A 16,036-nucleotide genomic window follows, 5' to 3' on the forward strand; every position below is an offset into this window, starting at 1 on the left:
ATTTTGTGGAATAAACCATGTTAGTTTTTTTAAAATATAATCACCATCTTCAACTTGAAGATTTTCAAAATTAATAAAATTTTTTTATAAAATGAAAGAAAATTTTGCCATGTTAATTGCTGTGGGTCATAACCCTCACCGCCCCACGCTAAAACAGACGAGTTAAGGTCCAAATATTTAAAGGAATAAATATCAGATAAATTTGTTGTCCGTAGTAAAGGAAATTGAATATTATGTTGAAACGAAATATTCCTGTCGTTTAATTCTTTGCTAATTATTGGTCAAACAATATCCGTCTTAATATTAAATTGCTTCGATATAATTCGATAGTTTTTAGCTTTAAAAATAGTATCAAGAAAATTAACAAAATAGTTTTCAACTTTATCTTGAATATTATTTAGAACTTCGGAATCATTTGTTGTAGTTATTGAAACTTGAATGTTATCCTCCGTTGGTAATCCTTTAAAGCGCACTTCATAAGCAATATTAACTTGGAGTGTAATTCCTAATACTGCTTGGGGAGTATCTGCTAATAGTTTTGCTATCTTATCAAAATTAATATTATATAAATTAAATGAAATGTCATTTTCTCCTAAGAATAATGGCATTGTATCAACATAATAATTTGAATATCGATTTTGTAAATGTTGATTCAAATTATTAAACTCTGCTTTAAAACCAATAAGCAACTGATTTAAAAAACGATATTTACTAATTGCTATGCTCGTTAAAGTTAATGAGCCATCATTTTTTGTTTTTACTTGTGTGACTAGTTCTTTAAATGATGATATTTGCTCTGGATATTCCTTAATTAATGTCAATCATTGTTTTTGTTTGCCATCATGTTGATAAAGTTTGCTTTGCTTCCTTTTTTATTTGATTTAAAATTTCAAGATCTTGATTGTGATCTAACTCATCGTTGTCATCAGGCTCATGTTTTGCTTGCGCTGTACAACTAACAACACCTAAACTACTATCAAAACCTAAAACAAAAACACTAAAAAGTGTTAATAACCATTTCATCTAATTGTCACCTTCCTTTTGTGTGATACTCATAATTATACTTAAAAAAAGTCCCCTAGTACCTTTGAACAAATCACGGTTGAATGAGAAGGAATAATTGGAACTAAGACTAATTTTATAATACAATAAATGAATTATTCTGAATTTCAACCAATAAAAGGAATGGAATGAGTTAAATTCAAATAATAAGAATCGGTTTGTTCCATTTAACTGACAGCAATGATGAAATAGCACTAATTTCAGATGCAACTTTAGACATGAACCATTAACAATGAACGATATCTTAAAAAATGCAAAAATAAATCTTGATGCAAGTAAGAAAAAACAGTAAGGAGAAAGCGTATTTTTAAAAATAAAGAATCTGTGTAGAGAAATTAAACCATAAAGCATATTAAAAGAATTGAGTTATTCTGTATTCAACAGGACTCAATCCTAAATAAATTTTATTTTGTGGTCTTATAAATTAATAGATTTGTTGCACTTGCATTTACAATTTACAAAGTTATATAAAAAAGGTTAAAAAAGTTTAACTTTTTTTATGTTTAGTGTAAGATATAATTAATATTTTTTAAAGAAAAATAAATTATAGTAAAAAAGAATGGATTAGGGAAATATAAATATGGCAGATCAGGTTAACACAGATCAACTACTACAAAAAGAAAAAAATGTAAAAAATGAATTAGATACTATTCGTACAAAACGCCGCATTATTTTGGGAATTATGTATGGATTAATTTCTGCAGTTGGGTACTCTATTGTGCCATTAATTCTATATATTATTCCAGAAAAAGGACCATATGGTAATTTAGCGGCGCCAATTAATGTCACTTTTTATGTGACAGTTCAAGAAATAATGGCAACTTTTCTGATGTTTATTTTTTATAAACCAAAAAATTTTATTAATTTTTTAAAATTACTTCGTCACAAAGAAACTTGATTAATTGTTTTATATGGTTATTTAGGTGGCCCAGTTGCAATGGTATTTTTTCAATTATCAGTTTTATTAACAATTAATCACCAAGGTGGGACAGATGGAACTGTTCCAGGATTATTGTTAAATTTAAATGTTATTTTAGCGGCAGTTGGAATTACTATTTTCTTTCGTGCTCGTCAAAGTAAATACACATGGACTGCTTTAGCAATTTCTACATGTTTAATTTTAGGAATGTCAATTCATTTTGCAATTGAAGAAGGATTAGCTTGGTCATCCATTGGAGGAATGTGTTTAGCGCTAGTGACAGCTGGTTTTTACGCAATGGAAGCATTAGGAATGTCACATTTAATGAGTTCTTCAAAAATTAAATTTACAAATCATGAAACAGTTTCAATTAAAACAAGTTCTTCAGCGATATTAATGTTATTATTAGGAACACCAGTTGCTGTATTTTTTTCCCATCAAAGTTTTTGAGATGGTTATAAAATTTTTGCTAATTTTCAATATTATGATTATGCATTAATTATACTTGCTGGAGGAATTATTATGGGTAGTTCTCGAATGTTATATTATGCATGTTTAGTAATGTCTGGGCCAACCTATACAACTTCAACCCAATTATTAATGTTTTTTTGAACACCAATTTTCCAATATATTTTTATTGCCGCACATGTTCCAAATAAGATTTCAGAACCAACATGATATTATTGGGTTTATGTTATTCCAATTGTCTTTTGTACTTTTATTATTTCTAGCAATGAGTTTTTAGTTCATGCTAGTAAAGTTGGATGAAAGCGGGCCTTTCATGAATTATTTGGCAAGATTCCGAAACAAAGTACAAAATAAGGTTAATAAAAAATAAAAATGTAAGTTATTTTACATTTTTATTTTGGAAATTATATGATTAAATATTATTAGCAAGCAAAGGAATGAACAATGGAAACAAATAGTCTTTTATTTTTACGTGCGGTCCAGTTAGCTGTGATTGTTTCATATGAATTGGTTGGTAAAAATGATAAAAATATGTTAGACCAAAAAGCAGTTGATTTTATTAATAAAATATTAACAAGTAATGATGTTAAGGCAAAAATTGCAATTGGTGAAGGTGAACTTGATGCAGCACCAATGTTATATCAAGTGCAAACTTTTTCACATCAACAAGAAATTACAATTGATATTGCAGTTGACCCAATTGAAGGGACAATACCGGCTAGTAAAAATGAACCGGGTTCAATTTCATCTATTGCTATTGCTAAAAATAATACAATGTTACAAATTCCAGAAATGTATATGGAAAAATTGTTTTTATCACAAAACTTAGCTGTAACAGTTGATTTTAATCAACCAATTGAAGCAATTTTATTAGCTTTATTAAAGATTAAACAAAATTTGTCATGTATTATTTTAAATAAACCCCGTCATCAGAAAATAAAAAAACAATGCGGCAATTAGGCATTAAAGTTGAATTAATTAATGAAGGAGATGTATTAGGAGCAATTGATGTTGTTTTAAAAAAGGCTGATTTTTTGTATGGAATTGGGGGTGCCCCAGAAGGAGTTCTAATGAGTGCATTAGCAATTGCAACTAATTATAAAATGTTTGCGCGTTTAATTCGTTATGAGCAAATTTGACCAAATGAAAAAGAAACAGCATTACGAATGAAAATTGAACAACAAGGTTTAGAACAGAAAAAAATTAGTTATAACACAATTTTTTCTGAACAAGATTTAGTTGCTGATAAACAAGCAATGTTTTTTGCCGCTAGTTTAACAGGTGGAACAGTTTTAAAACCATTACAAATCGTTAACAAAGAATATGTGGTCCATTCTTTTATTGACTATAATAATATTTATCATCAAATTATATCAAAATATCCAATAAAATGTTGAAGAGTTATTAAAATAATATAGTAAATAATTTAGAGGAGGTTAGAGCAATGCCATTTCGCTTAGAGAAAATTGCATTTGGAACTTTATTTTTAAAAAAAGAAGAAGCGATTATTAATGCTTTACAAAATGGTTATAAAATTATTGATACTGCTAAGGTTTATCAAAACGAAGAAATTGTTGGGCTAGCAATTAAAAAATATTTAAATTCTAATAATCAAAGACGAGAAGATATTATTATTGAAACAAAAATTTGATGTGATGATGTTGAAGTAGGGAATACTACTAATGCTGTTCTAGAATCTTTAAAACGATTAAATGTTACTTATTTAGATATTGTTTTAATTCATCGTCCAAATTTAAATTTTTATAAAACCATTAAAGCCTATGTTGAATTATTGCAATGCAAGGCAAAAGGGTTAATTAATGTTGTTGGTGTAAGTAATTTTGATAAGGATATGATTGAAATATTGTTTGAAGAAACGGGTGTCTATCCAAATTTAAACCAAATTGAATTTAATCTTTTTAATCAACGATGAGATCGTGTGCAATATTGTCAAAATAAAAACATTTTGGTGCAAGCATATTCTCCGATTGCTAATACATTGGAAAATCAAACTTTGGTTACAGAAGCTAAAAAATATAATTGTACTGTTGCTCAATTAATTTTAGCTTGAATCCAATACTTTAGTATTCAACCAATTGTTAAAGCAGAACTATTGCGTCATATTCAAGAAAACAAGCAGAGTGAAAAGATTAGATTAACTAAAAAAACAATTCAAATCTTGCAGAGTCTTAATATGTATGATAATATTTATCCTGAAACATTTGATAGGTTTTAATACAAAATATTATTGTTTTTATAAACTAATAAAAAACAATAATATAAATTATTGTTTTTTTGTTATAAATTTATTATATTCTTTCTTTGTGCAAAAAATTGAAAGAATTTTTAAATCAATTATTATTTGTAATTATTAGTGTTTTTTTCGTTTTTTATTAAAAAGTTTTTTATTTTAAAGGATTGTAACATTTTTCCTTAGTGAAGGATTTAATTTTTGTCATTTGTATTTGTTTTATCTTCTTTTTCATCTTTTGCAGTATTTTGAGTTTGCTCTGGTTTTTTACAAGCCGTTAAACTTGCTGCTGATGTGTTAAATATTCCAATTGCACCTAAAATACTAAATAATCTTTTCATAGATTTAAAATGGACCCTCCTTTCTAAAAATAATAAAATCAAAAGTAATTTTTGTTTTTATCAAATTATTTGTAAATTAAATTTATAATTATAAAAATAATTTGATAGATTTTTAAAAATAGTATATTTTTAAAAATCTATGCTAAAATTTACAATGGTAATCAAGACTTAAAAAATGTTATAATAATATAAAAATAGATAAATAGTTCCAAAATGGAGGTAAAAAATGGCAGAAAAAACAATGGCTGAGATTCTAGCTACAGCTAAAAAAGTTAAGGCATCAATTGATTCTCCCCAATCTTTAAGTAAAGAAAAAACTTTTGATTTTAGACATTTAACCCTTGAACAAAAGTTAAAATTACGACAAGCGGCTAATAACCCGAAAGATCCAAATTATAAAATTTGACTACAATTAAATCAGGAAAAACAAGCGTCTAATTGAATTAAAATTGATAAAAAGAAAATAAAAGATTTAACTGAAGATGATAATAATTAATAAAATTTTATTAAACTAAAAAATAGTTTCTAATAAGGTAATGATATTATCAAGTTGGTTATTAGAGAGATCCTAATAGCCATAATCATCTTGTTAGTATTAATATTTTAACATCCGTACCCCACGGATGTTTTTCTCTTTAGAATTAAATGAATTTAATTTTTAATTTAAATAATATTTTGTTATAATGCTCTAGTGCGATGTAATATTTTATTAACTTTAAATTATGAAAAAATATTTTTATACCTATCAAAATTAATTTTATTTAAGGAGAAAGGTTATGAAAAAAATCAAAATATTACAATAATTATTATTTTAGTAACTATTTTAATAATCATATGTTCTATTGTAGGTTTATTCTGTTGTGTTTTAAAAGGCAATAATCACATTGACTATGCTAAACATAGTGATTGCTTATTATATCGTAATCATAGTAAAGAAAAAAATAAATTTATCTAATTCAAATAATAACCAATTAATGGAAGGAACATTCCAATCTTTTAATCATAAATTTAAAAAAAGATATTGTTAACTGATGAAGATTTTGCATTTATTCATTGTTGTGAAAATAATATGACTTATCGAGCAAGCCAAATGGCAATTAATAATTTTAATGAAAAGAGAAAATTTAACTATTTTCAAACAATTGCTGATATTGTGCATGGAGTAACAAATAATAAGTTTTATTCTTATCAATTTGCAGAGATGGTTGCTGCTGCTGATAAACAAAAATTATTTATTAATAGTTTAATTACTTTTGCTAATTTATTGGTTAATATTTATAGTTTTTCAATTTTTCAAAAATTATGATATAGTATTAAATTTAATAATGATATTATTAAAAGTAATGAAAGTAATGATAATAAGCCTTTAGCAGTAACAAAACTGAAAAAGAATGGTCATTATTTAGCCCAATGTATGATTATTAGTGGTCGAACATTACAAGAACATGTAAACAAAAAACAATATGAAATTGGTTTTCATTCAACATCAGATAATATTTCAACAATTATTCATGAAATAGGACATGCCATCGCAAATTATGCATTAGTTTGACCCCCTGATCGAATTTATTTTAATCATAATATTAATGCTGATACTGGCCAATGTATTTGTGAATCTAGTAGTGATAGATTAAACATTCGTACATTTATTACTAATCCGGGTGATTTATTAGTTCAATATTTGGGGCACCAAGTTGGAATTAGCAATAATGCTCCGTTTCAGCAACAATTAGCAGCTTGAGCATTTATTCAATCTGGTTATGGACGAACTATTAATAATGATGAATTATTTGCTGAAGGATTTGCTCAGTGAATGTTAACACCAGATGAACAAAAAGGACTTAATTGAGAGATTTTAAATGAATTTTATACTACTTATTTTAAAAATTATTATTGTTTAAATTAAAAATCAACTTTTGTTGAACATCTAAAATAACGTCAACATAAAAAATAAAAAATTATGTTAAAACTTTATTAAAAAGATGTTCTTTTTATATAGAAAAACAAAGCAACAAAGAATTTAAGCTAAATTTTATTAATTTATACAAAAGTGGAAAACTAGTAAAATTACTTTTAAGAGAATATAATGTTTGACAAGATCCCATTTATTTATGAATTAAAACATATAATTAAAAAGTAAAGAAAGTTAGAATAAGGTCACGAAACACAAGACAAAAATGTAAATAGGAGGAAGCGTTTTGTTACCAATAAACTATTAGAGTTAAGAAAAAAAGAATTATATAAATATGCAAAACAATTTAAAAAATTGTTAAAGTACTTATCCCTAAACATAAAGAATAAGTATAAAAAATTTATGAGTTATTTAATATTTATACAATTGTATTATTGTACAAAGTATTTAAAGGTTCTAGAAAACGTAAAACATAAATTCTACAAATTGACTAAGGATTTCATTGGATAAACTTGTGGAAAAATAGGAATAACAATTTCAATGTCACAAAGAAGTTTTTCACCCGATAATGATTATACAAAGTTTTGATTTGGAATTTTTAAAGTTAAATTTTTGAAACATTAAAATGTCTTTTTAGAAACAAAGAATATGTATATCAAATGATTCTAAATATATTAAATTTTATAATGAAATTAAACTACAAAGGAAATTAAAAGGATTGAGTCCTATTGAATATAGAATAACTCAATCCTAACTAAATTTTTATTTTTTATGTTGATGTTATTTTAGATGTTTAGCAAAAGTTGATTTTTATTTACAAAGGTTACAAAATAATTTAGTTCATGACTAAAGGTTTCTAATAATATATAGGTCACTTTCGTCTCAATAACAGTTAGTTGTTGTTGATAAAACTAATTCATTATTTTCTTTCATTTGTTGATATTTTGTATGAAAATCAGAATAGTGTTCATATATTAAATTAGAAATAATTTTAATATTATCGTTTGTAATTGAACCTCCTGCACCAGAATGATCTGCTTCCGGGATATTTTTAATAGTTGTATTTAATCATGCCATAAAGTCTGGTTTCTGTTTCTTTTCAAATTTATTTACTATTTCTTCAACTTGATAAAAACTTAATTTAACTTTTAAAATATCGGGTGCTAAAAATTTATATCATTTTTCAAAAATTTTTTCTTTCATTATTTTGTTTTTATCTATTAATAAATAAATATCATTAAAATATTGTTGAATATAAATATTATCATTAATTTTATCAAAATAAATTTTTATTATACCTTTTTCTGTAATTGTATTTAATTCTATAGTATTTATTTCTTTATTTTTTAAATGATAAATCATATCATTTTTGCCGGCAAGATAAAGTTCATTATTTGCAGTTGCTATTAATGAGATTTTTCCTCGTACTTCATTTATCTGCTTTGGATTTGTTGCGCCATCTTTTAATACATAATCACCAAAATCAGTTCCAAAATAAACATCATTGTTAATGATTTTAATTGTTCAAACATTTTCATTAACGTTATTTATTTTAGTGGCGGTTGTTTCACCATGTTTTAAAACATAGAGACCATAATTTGTGGCAAAATATACATTATGATTTTCAGCAATTTCTAATAAATGAACGCTTACAAGATCAAGACCACTTATTTTAGTGGCGGTTGTTTCACCATTGTTTAAGATATAAGCACATTTTTTAGTTCCAATGTAAGTAATATTTTTATAAAAAGTAATTGTTTTAGTTAATTCATTAATTCCATTAATTTTTTGTTTTTTTGTTTTCTTATATTTTAAATGATAAAGTTCATTTTTAGTACCCATAAAACTATTACCTTTATCATCAAAACCAATAAATTGGACTGTTTCTTTATTAATTTTTATTAATTTAGCATATTTATTTTCATTATTAATAAAGTTTGTCGAAACTTCATTATTAAACATAACAGCAGTAATTGCACCTATTCCATTAAAAATAGCTGTTGACATTGTTAAGGCACTTAATAATTTTTTCATATAATTTTTCTGCTTCCTTCTTTTGCTATATTAATTAAAATTATTTTTAAAAAAGTAAAGATAATGAATTATTTCCATAGAAACAAAAATGATATAGGTGTTATTATAAAATTTTATTATGAAAATATTTATTATTTTTATAGTATTCAATACTTCCAATTTTAATTTAATTAATATAACAGCCTAAATCATTTTTTAATTTAGTAATTGTATTTTAGCATTAAAAAAATGAAAATATTTTTTAATTGTTTTAAAAATAAAAAAAAAGAAATGTTTTTAAACATTTTCTCCATTTAATAATTTTTGTAAATAATCACCAACGCCGCCTTCATCATTAGTCAAGTGCGTAATTCCTCGAGCGTTAGTTTTTAAATTATCATTGCCATTTTTCATTGCGATTCCATAACCAACATTTTGTAATAGTTCTAAATCGTTCATTTCATCACCAAAGGCAATAACATCACGAATATCAACATTATAATATTGTGCTAAGATATTAGCTGCAAATCCTTTTGAAACAAGTTTATTTGTGATATTAATCATTGTTTGAGTTTGACCGCTGCTATAATGACCGATGTTAACTTTGACAGAGTTTTTAAAGTTTTCAAAAATTCGTAAAATTTGGTCTTTTTCATTAGCATTGTTTAAATATAAGGCCATATTACTAGCTGGACCTTTTCAAACAGTGTAAGGATTGGCAATAAAATATTCATCATCAGCAACATCATCAAGATGAAAGTAATTTTCAATTGCTTCATCTTTTTTTCAACAAATTGCTTTATCATAATGTTCAATTAAGACATTTGCAACAATATTTTTAACATCAGGATGGTTGATAATACTCATAATAACATCATAAGAAATTGAAAAAACTAAACGCTTAAACTCTCGTTTCAATGGGTCATGAATATGGCCACCATCAAAGTTTGTTAATAAGGTGTCTAGCCCTAATTCACGATAAAAGCGAATACTTGCTCGATGAGGACGACCAGTTGTAATACATACTTTATGCCCAGCTTTAACAGTTTCTTTGATAACATCTTGTGTTTTTGGATGGATTGTTTTGCCATCATTCATTAATGTTGTACCATCTAAATCAATTAGAATTAAACGTTTTTTATTTAGGTGTTGTAATTTCATGGGACTCCTTTCTAAAAAATAATTATGTTTCTAACCCCTATATCTCTTATTATATCTAATATTTTTATATTTATATTATTTTTAAAATTTAGCAGTATTTAATTGACTTTGCTAATTAGTATGATAATATATAATTGTAAAATTAGCAAACAATAACAGAGAGTGCTAAAAATTAAAGGAGGCAAAAGTATGGATTTAACACAACAATATGAACCAGGTAAAGATCCAAAAGTTCTTGAAAAATTTGCCAAAAATCTTAATAAAGAAGCTCTTGCTGGAAAATTAGATCCAATTATTGGACGTGAAGATGAAATTAATCGAGTAATTCGAATTTTGTCACGAAGAACAAAAAATAATCCTGTCTTAATTGGTGAACCCGGGGTTGGGAAAACAGCGATTGTTGAAGGGCTAGCACAGCGAATTTTTAAAGGTGATATTCCTAGTAATTTGAAAAATAAAACAATTTATGAATTAGATATGGGAGCCTTAATTGCTGGTGCTAAATTTCAAGGTGAATTTGAAGAACGTTTAAAAGCTGTCTTAAATAAGACTAAAGAATCAAATGGTGATATTATTTTATTTATTGATGAATTACATTTAATTGTGGGAGCTGGGAAGACACAAGGCAGTATGGATGCTAGTAACTTGTTAAAACCAATGTTAGCACGTGGTGAGTTGCATTGTATCGGTGCAACAACTTTAGATGAACATCGTTTATATATTGAAAAAGATGCTGCCTTAGAGCGTCGCTTCCAAAAAGTAGTTGTTAGTGAATCAACCATTGATGAAAGTATTTCAATTTTACGCGGTTTAAAAGAACGATTTGAAACCTTTCATGGCGTTAAAATTCATGATAATGCTTTAGTTGCATCAGTTAATTTATCATCACGATATATTACTGATCGATTTTTACCAGATAAAGCAATTGACTTAATTGACGAAGCTTCAGCAACAATTAAAACAGAAATTGCGTCAGTTCCAACAGAATTAGATAATTTGAATCGTCGGATTGTTCAGTTAGAAATTGAAAAAGCAGCTTTACAAAAAGAAACTGATAAGGCATCTAATGAACGGTTAGTTGATATTGAAAATGAATTAAAACCATTAAAAACAAAACAACAAAAATTAGATATTCAATGAAATTCGGAAAAAGAAAGTATTACTAAATTAAAAAACCTAAAGTCACAAGTTGAACAGTTAAAAAAAGAATTAGATCAAGCTCAATTAAGTGGTGATTTTAATCGTGCTGGTGAAATTCAATATGCTTTATTACCAAAACTAGAAAAACAATTAAATGAACAAGAAAAACAAGCTTCAGGTTCACACCTTTTGAAAGAAGATGTAACTGAACGTGAGATTGCAGCAATTGTTGGAAAATGAACTGGTATTCCAGTTGAACGTTTAGTAGAAACAGAAAAAGCAAAATTATTGAATTTAAGTAAGATTTTACGTCGCCGTGTTCGAGGGCAAAATGAGGCAATTCAAGTAGTTGCCGATGCAATTATTCGTAGTCGAAGTGGAATTAAAGATCCAAATAAACCAATTGGTAGTTTCTTATTTTTAGGGCCAACTGGAGTTGGAAAAACAGAAGTTGCCCGTAGCTTAGCATATGTTCTTTTCAATTCAGAAAAACAAATGGTACGATTAGATATGTCTGAATATATGGAAAAACATTCAGTAAGTAAATTAATTGGGGCGCCGCCAGGCTATGTTGGTCATGAACAGGGGGGACAATTAACAGAGGCTGTTCGCCGAAGTCCATATTCAATTGTTTTATTTGACGAAATTGAAAAAGCACATCCTGATATTTTGAATATTTTATTACAAATTTTAGAAGATGGTCGTTTAACTGATTCATTAGGTAAAACCGTTGATTTTAAAAATACAATTATTATTATGACTTCTAATATTGGATCAGAATATTTATTAAATGAAAATAATGAAGGAGTTGGTTTATTAATTCAAAAAGAATTAGCTAGAAAATTTAAACCAGAGTTTTTAAATCGCATTGATAATGTTGTAACCTTTAATGCTTTGTCAAAAGATGTTATTAAAGAAATTATTGAAAAAGAATTATCTGAATTAACACAACGAATTGAAAATAGTAAAAACATTCGTATTAGTTATTCTGAAAAAGTATTAGAAAAAATTTTAAACGAAGGATATGATCGTGAATTTGGAGCACGGCCAATTAAACGATATATTCAACAAAATCTTGAATCTTTAATTGCTCATGCCATTATTTCAGAAGAAGTTCAAGAGGGTAAATCTTATACAATTGATGTTGTTAAAAACGAAATGGTTATTAAGAATAGCACAAAATTAAATTAGCACTTGCATTCTTTAAATGATAAATTTATAATATTAAGTGTTAGCACTATTTAGTGTTAATTGCCAAATATTTATAAGAATTGTAGAATGGAGGTGCTGGCAGTGTTAACCCAACGACAAGAAAACATTTTAAAAGTAATCGTAGAAGAATACACAAAAACAGCACAACCTGTTGGAAGTAAAGCTATTATAGCTTCGTCCTTAATAGATTCTTCTTCTGCAACAATTCGTAATGAATGTGCAATTTTAGAAAAAGAAGGTTTTTTAGAAAAAGAACATGCTTCATCAGGAAGAATTCCATCAACAAAAGGTTATCGTTATTATGTTGATAATTTGATGGTTGAGAAAAATATTGATGATATTAAAAACCGGATTGAAGCCTTATTTGTTAATCGTAATATGTCAATTAATGATATTCTTGATCAAACAGGCCAAATTTTAAGTGAAATGACAAATTTAACAACAGTTGTTGTTGGTCCAAACTTTCAAGAAAAATTATTAAAAAAAATTGAGTTATTGCCAATTTCTGAAACACAAGCAGTTGTTGTCTTTGTTTTAACAAATGGGCATGTTGAGAATAAAATGTTTACAATTGATAAAAATAGTTCAATGAATGATTTAAAAATTTCTGTTGAATTATTTAACACACGGTTAGAAAATACTAAAATAACTGATATTCCAACAAAATTTGAGGTAATTCGTCCAATTTTAGAACAACAAGTAAAACATTATGAATATATTTTAAAACAATTTGTTAACGCCTTAACAAGTATTGTTAAACCAAGTTATTCAACACATGGGATTCAATATATGCTCCAAAATCCGGAGTATAATAACCCAGAACGAATTAAACAAGTTATTCGCTTAATTGAAACAATTTCACCGTTTGATTATTTTAAAAAACAACAGAATAACCCAAACGAAAATCTTGTTTCAATTCAAATTGGGAATGAAACAGGTTTTAACAATGATGATATGGCTTTATTGACAACAACTTATAAGGTTGATGATATGCAAGAAGGAGGAATTGCTTTGGTAGGACCAAAGCGGTTAGAATATGATAAGCTTTATGAAGTTCTAGAATGATTAGCCTATCGGATTAGAGAAGCATATCAAAAAGAAGATAGAGAGGGTGAGATTAATGAGTAATGAAAAAAATGATAAATCTTCGCCAAACCAATTAAAAGAAAAAATTCAACAATTACGGAAAGAATTAGCAAATAATCAACCTGTTGATTCACTGTTAGAATCATCAAAAACAGCAACACCGCCGACAGCTGAAGCAAATAATTTGGCGATTATTGAAGATTTAGAACATGAAATTGATTTATTGTTAAAAGACAATTTACGATTGCGAGAAGAAAAATTATTAGCTTTAGCTGATGGTGAAAATTTAAAGAAAAGAATTCATGAAGAAGTTGCTGATATTAAACGTTATCGGGCAGCAGGAATGGCAGAAAAATTATTTCCAACATTAGATAACTTTGAACGTGCTTTGCAAGTTACTAATGTAACACCAGAAGTGAAAAACTTTTTAACAGGTTTTGAAATGATTTATCGTATGTTTAAAACGGTTTTTGAAGAAGAAGGTATTACCGCAATGGAAACAAAAGTAGGAGAACACTTCAATTCTAATTTCCATTTGGCAATTGAAATTATTGAAACAACTGATGTTTCATCAGGATGTATTGTTAAAATTTTACAAAAAGGATATATGATTCATGATCGTGTTTTACGTCATGCATCAGTTCAAGTGGCAAAATAACTAATTTAAGAGAGGAAGGTATGATAATATGGCAAAAATTATTGGTATTGATTTAGGAACAACAAATTCATGTGTTGCTGTGATGGAAGGAAAAGATTTTAAAGTTTTAGAAAATCCCGAAGGTCAACGAACAACACCATCAGTTGTTTCATTTAAAAATGAAGAAATTATTGTGGGAGATGCAGCAAAACGACAAGCAGTAACAAACCCAAATACAATTAGTTCAATTAAACGTAAAATGGGAACATCAGAAAAAGTTACTGTTAACAATAAAGATTATACTCCGGAACAAATTTCTGCTGAAATTTTACGTTATTTAAAAAACTATGCTGAAAAAAAATTAGGGCAAAAAATTTCAAAAGCAGTTATTACTGTTCCAGCCTATTTTAATGATGCACAGCGACAATCAACAAAAGATGCTGGAAAAATTGCTGGATTAGAAGTTGAAAGAATTATTAATGAACCAACTGCGGCAGCATTAGCTTATGGAATTGATAAAGTTGATAAAGAACAAAAAGTTTTAGTATTTGACTTAGGAGGAGGAACTTTTGATGTTTCAATCTTAGATTTAGCAGATGGAACATTTGAGGTTTTAGCAACTGCTGGGGATAATCATTTAGGGGGAGATGACTTTGATGAAGTTATTATTCAATGAATGGTTGATGAATTTAAAAAGGATAATGGTATTAATTTAAAAACAGATAAAATGGCAATACAACGATTGAAAGAAGAAGCAGAAAAAGCGAAAAAAAATCTTTCTTCACAGTTACAAATTGAAATTGCAGCACCATTTATTACTGCTCGTGATGGAAATCCATTACATTTAAACTTAACATTAACAAGAGCAAAATTTGATGAAATGACAAAAAGTCTTGTTCAACAAACAATTGAACCAGTTCGGAAAGCATTAGCTGACGCGAAATTAAAACCTAGTGATTTAGATCAAATTTTACTAGTTGGTGGAAGTACTAGAATTCCAGCGGTACAAGAAGTTATTAAACGTGAATTGGGAAAAGAACCAAACCGCACAATTAACCCCGATGAAGTTGTTGCAATCGGTGCAGCAATTCAAGGAGGAGTTTTAGCTGGTGATGTAAAAGACGTTTTATTATTAGATGTTACACCATTATCATTAGGAATTGAAACATTAGGAGGAGTTTCAACTGTTTTAATTCCTCGTAATACAACAATTCCAACATCAAAATCACAAGTGTTTTCAACCGCTGCTGATAATCAACCAGCCGTTGATATTCATGTTTTACAAGGGGAACGCAAAATGGCAGCGGATAATAAGTCATTAGGACGTTTCCAATTATCTGGCATTGATCCAGCACCAAAAGGAGTTCCCCAAATTGAAGTTAAATTTTCAATTGATGCAAACGGAATTGTATCAGTTACAGCAAAAGATTTAAAAACAAGAAAAGAACAATCAGTTACCATTACTAATGGTGGAGGATTAACAGAGGAAGAAATTCAACGAATGATTGATGAAGCAGAACAAAATAAAGATAAAGATGAACAAAAATTAAAAAACATTGAATTGCGTAATAAGGCAGAGTCATATCTTTCAACAATTACACAAGCTTTAGAAGGACATAAGGATAAAATGAATCCTGAACAGTTAAAAACTTCTGAAGAAATTGCCAAAGAAATAAAAGAATTGTTAGAAAAAGAAGACTATGCTGGTTTAGAAGCAAAAATGGTAGTATTAGAACAAGCAATGGCTGAAGCTTCAAAATTTATGAATGATCAACAAGGTGAACAATCTGAGCCAGAAGTTACGAATGGTGATGACAAAAAAGATAAATAAGAC

General features: G+C 27.2%; 14 protein-coding genes and 1 pseudogene. 10 read left to right on the plus strand and 5 right to left on the minus strand.

Annotation, left to right across the window (positions count from 1 at the left end; genetic code table 4):
• Positions 1-29: 29 nt before the first annotated feature.
• Complete coding sequence (locus C6B38_RS08580; protein WP_233485713.1) at positions 30-821, minus strand: hypothetical protein; 792 nt, start codon at positions 819-821, stop codon at positions 30-32.
• Positions 808-1,023 carry a hypothetical protein gene (locus tag C6B38_RS11655; RefSeq protein ID WP_233485714.1) on the minus strand — a complete coding sequence of 72 codons (216 nt, stop codon included), beginning with the start codon at positions 1,021-1,023 and terminating at the stop codon, positions 808-810. The genes C6B38_RS08580 and C6B38_RS11655 overlap by 14 nt, the downstream gene beginning before the upstream one ends.
• A gap of 619 nt (positions 1,024-1,642) precedes the next feature.
• Here C6B38_RS11655 and C6B38_RS08585 point away from each other — a divergent pair.
• The 3 genes and pseudogenes from C6B38_RS08585 to C6B38_RS08595 all read left to right on the plus strand — a co-directional run bounded on the left by C6B38_RS08585 (position 1,643) and on the right by C6B38_RS08595 (position 4,685).
• Positions 1,643-2,803, plus strand: coding sequence for a hypothetical protein (locus tag C6B38_RS08585; RefSeq protein ID WP_105299311.1), 1,161 nt, complete (start codon positions 1,643-1,645; stop codon positions 2,801-2,803).
• A gap of 90 nt (positions 2,804-2,893) precedes the next feature.
• A pseudogene (locus C6B38_RS08590) lies at positions 2,894-3,867 on the plus strand (fructose-bisphosphatase class II).
• Between the two features lie 26 nt (positions 3,868-3,893).
• Positions 3,894-4,685, plus strand: a complete 792-nt coding sequence (locus tag C6B38_RS08595) for an aldo/keto reductase family protein (RefSeq protein ID WP_105299312.1) — start codon at positions 3,894-3,896, stop codon at positions 4,683-4,685.
• Between the two features lie 209 nt (positions 4,686-4,894).
• On the opposite strand, the gene C6B38_RS10430 is transcribed toward C6B38_RS08595, so the two are convergent.
• The gene (locus C6B38_RS10430; protein ID WP_162475944.1) at positions 4,895-5,041 is read right to left on the minus strand and encodes a lipoprotein; all 147 of its coding nucleotides are present in this window, start codon (positions 5,039-5,041) and stop codon (positions 4,895-4,897) included.
• Between the two features lie 226 nt (positions 5,042-5,267).
• On the opposite strand from C6B38_RS10430, the gene C6B38_RS08600 reads away from it, so the two are divergent.
• From C6B38_RS08600 to C6B38_RS12480, 3 genes are all read left to right on the plus strand, one after another.
• Complete coding sequence (locus C6B38_RS08600) at positions 5,268-5,537, plus strand: hypothetical protein (protein WP_004027825.1); 270 nt, start codon at positions 5,268-5,270, stop codon at positions 5,535-5,537.
• Between the two features lie 525 nt (positions 5,538-6,062).
• The gene (locus C6B38_RS08605; protein ID WP_233485715.1) at positions 6,063-6,947 is read left to right on the plus strand and encodes a hypothetical protein; all 885 of its coding nucleotides are present in this window, start codon (positions 6,063-6,065) and stop codon (positions 6,945-6,947) included.
• A gap of 679 nt (positions 6,948-7,626) precedes the next feature.
• Positions 7,627-7,707, plus strand: a complete 81-nt coding sequence (locus C6B38_RS12480; protein ID WP_443028761.1) for an IS3 family transposase — start codon at positions 7,627-7,629, stop codon at positions 7,705-7,707.
• Positions 7,708-7,799: 92 nt separating this feature from the next.
• On the opposite strand, the gene C6B38_RS08610 is transcribed toward C6B38_RS12480, so the two are convergent.
• On the minus strand, positions 7,800-8,987 hold the full coding sequence (locus tag C6B38_RS08610) for a hypothetical protein (protein WP_105299313.1): 1,188 nt from the start codon (positions 8,985-8,987) through the stop codon (positions 7,800-7,802).
• Between the two features lie 276 nt (positions 8,988-9,263).
• Positions 9,264-10,127 (minus strand): Cof-type HAD-IIB family hydrolase, encoded by an 864-nt coding sequence (locus tag C6B38_RS08615; RefSeq protein ID WP_105299314.1) that lies wholly within the window; start codon positions 10,125-10,127, stop codon positions 9,264-9,266.
• 189 nt (positions 10,128-10,316) lie between these two features.
• On the opposite strand from C6B38_RS08615, the gene C6B38_RS08620 reads away from it, so the two are divergent.
• The 4 genes from C6B38_RS08620 (at position 10,317) to dnaK (ending at position 16,033) form a co-directional block, all read left to right on the plus strand.
• Positions 10,317-12,458 carry an ATP-dependent Clp protease ATP-binding subunit gene (locus C6B38_RS08620; protein ID WP_105299315.1) on the plus strand — a complete coding sequence of 714 codons (2,142 nt, stop codon included), beginning with the start codon at positions 10,317-10,319 and terminating at the stop codon, positions 12,456-12,458.
• 87 nt (positions 12,459-12,545) lie between these two features.
• A complete protein-coding gene (hrcA, locus tag C6B38_RS08625; RefSeq protein ID WP_233485716.1) occupies positions 12,546-13,607 on the plus strand; it encodes a heat-inducible transcriptional repressor HrcA in 1,062 nt (353 codons plus the stop codon).
• The gene (locus tag C6B38_RS08630) at positions 13,600-14,223 is read left to right on the plus strand and encodes a nucleotide exchange factor GrpE (RefSeq protein ID WP_105299317.1); all 624 of its coding nucleotides are present in this window, start codon (positions 13,600-13,602) and stop codon (positions 14,221-14,223) included. Before hrcA ends, C6B38_RS08630 begins: the two co-directional genes overlap by 8 nt.
• A 28-nt stretch (positions 14,224-14,251) precedes the next feature.
• The gene (dnaK, locus tag C6B38_RS08635; RefSeq protein ID WP_105299318.1) at positions 14,252-16,033 is read left to right on the plus strand and encodes a molecular chaperone DnaK; all 1,782 of its coding nucleotides are present in this window, start codon (positions 14,252-14,254) and stop codon (positions 16,031-16,033) included.
• Positions 16,034-16,036 lie beyond the last annotated feature (3 nt).

The organism is Spiroplasma sp. ChiS, assembly GCF_002968355.1.
In the GTDB taxonomy this organism is placed as follows: Bacteria; Bacillota_I; Bacilli_A; order Mycoplasmatales; family Mycoplasmataceae; genus Spiroplasma; species Spiroplasma citri.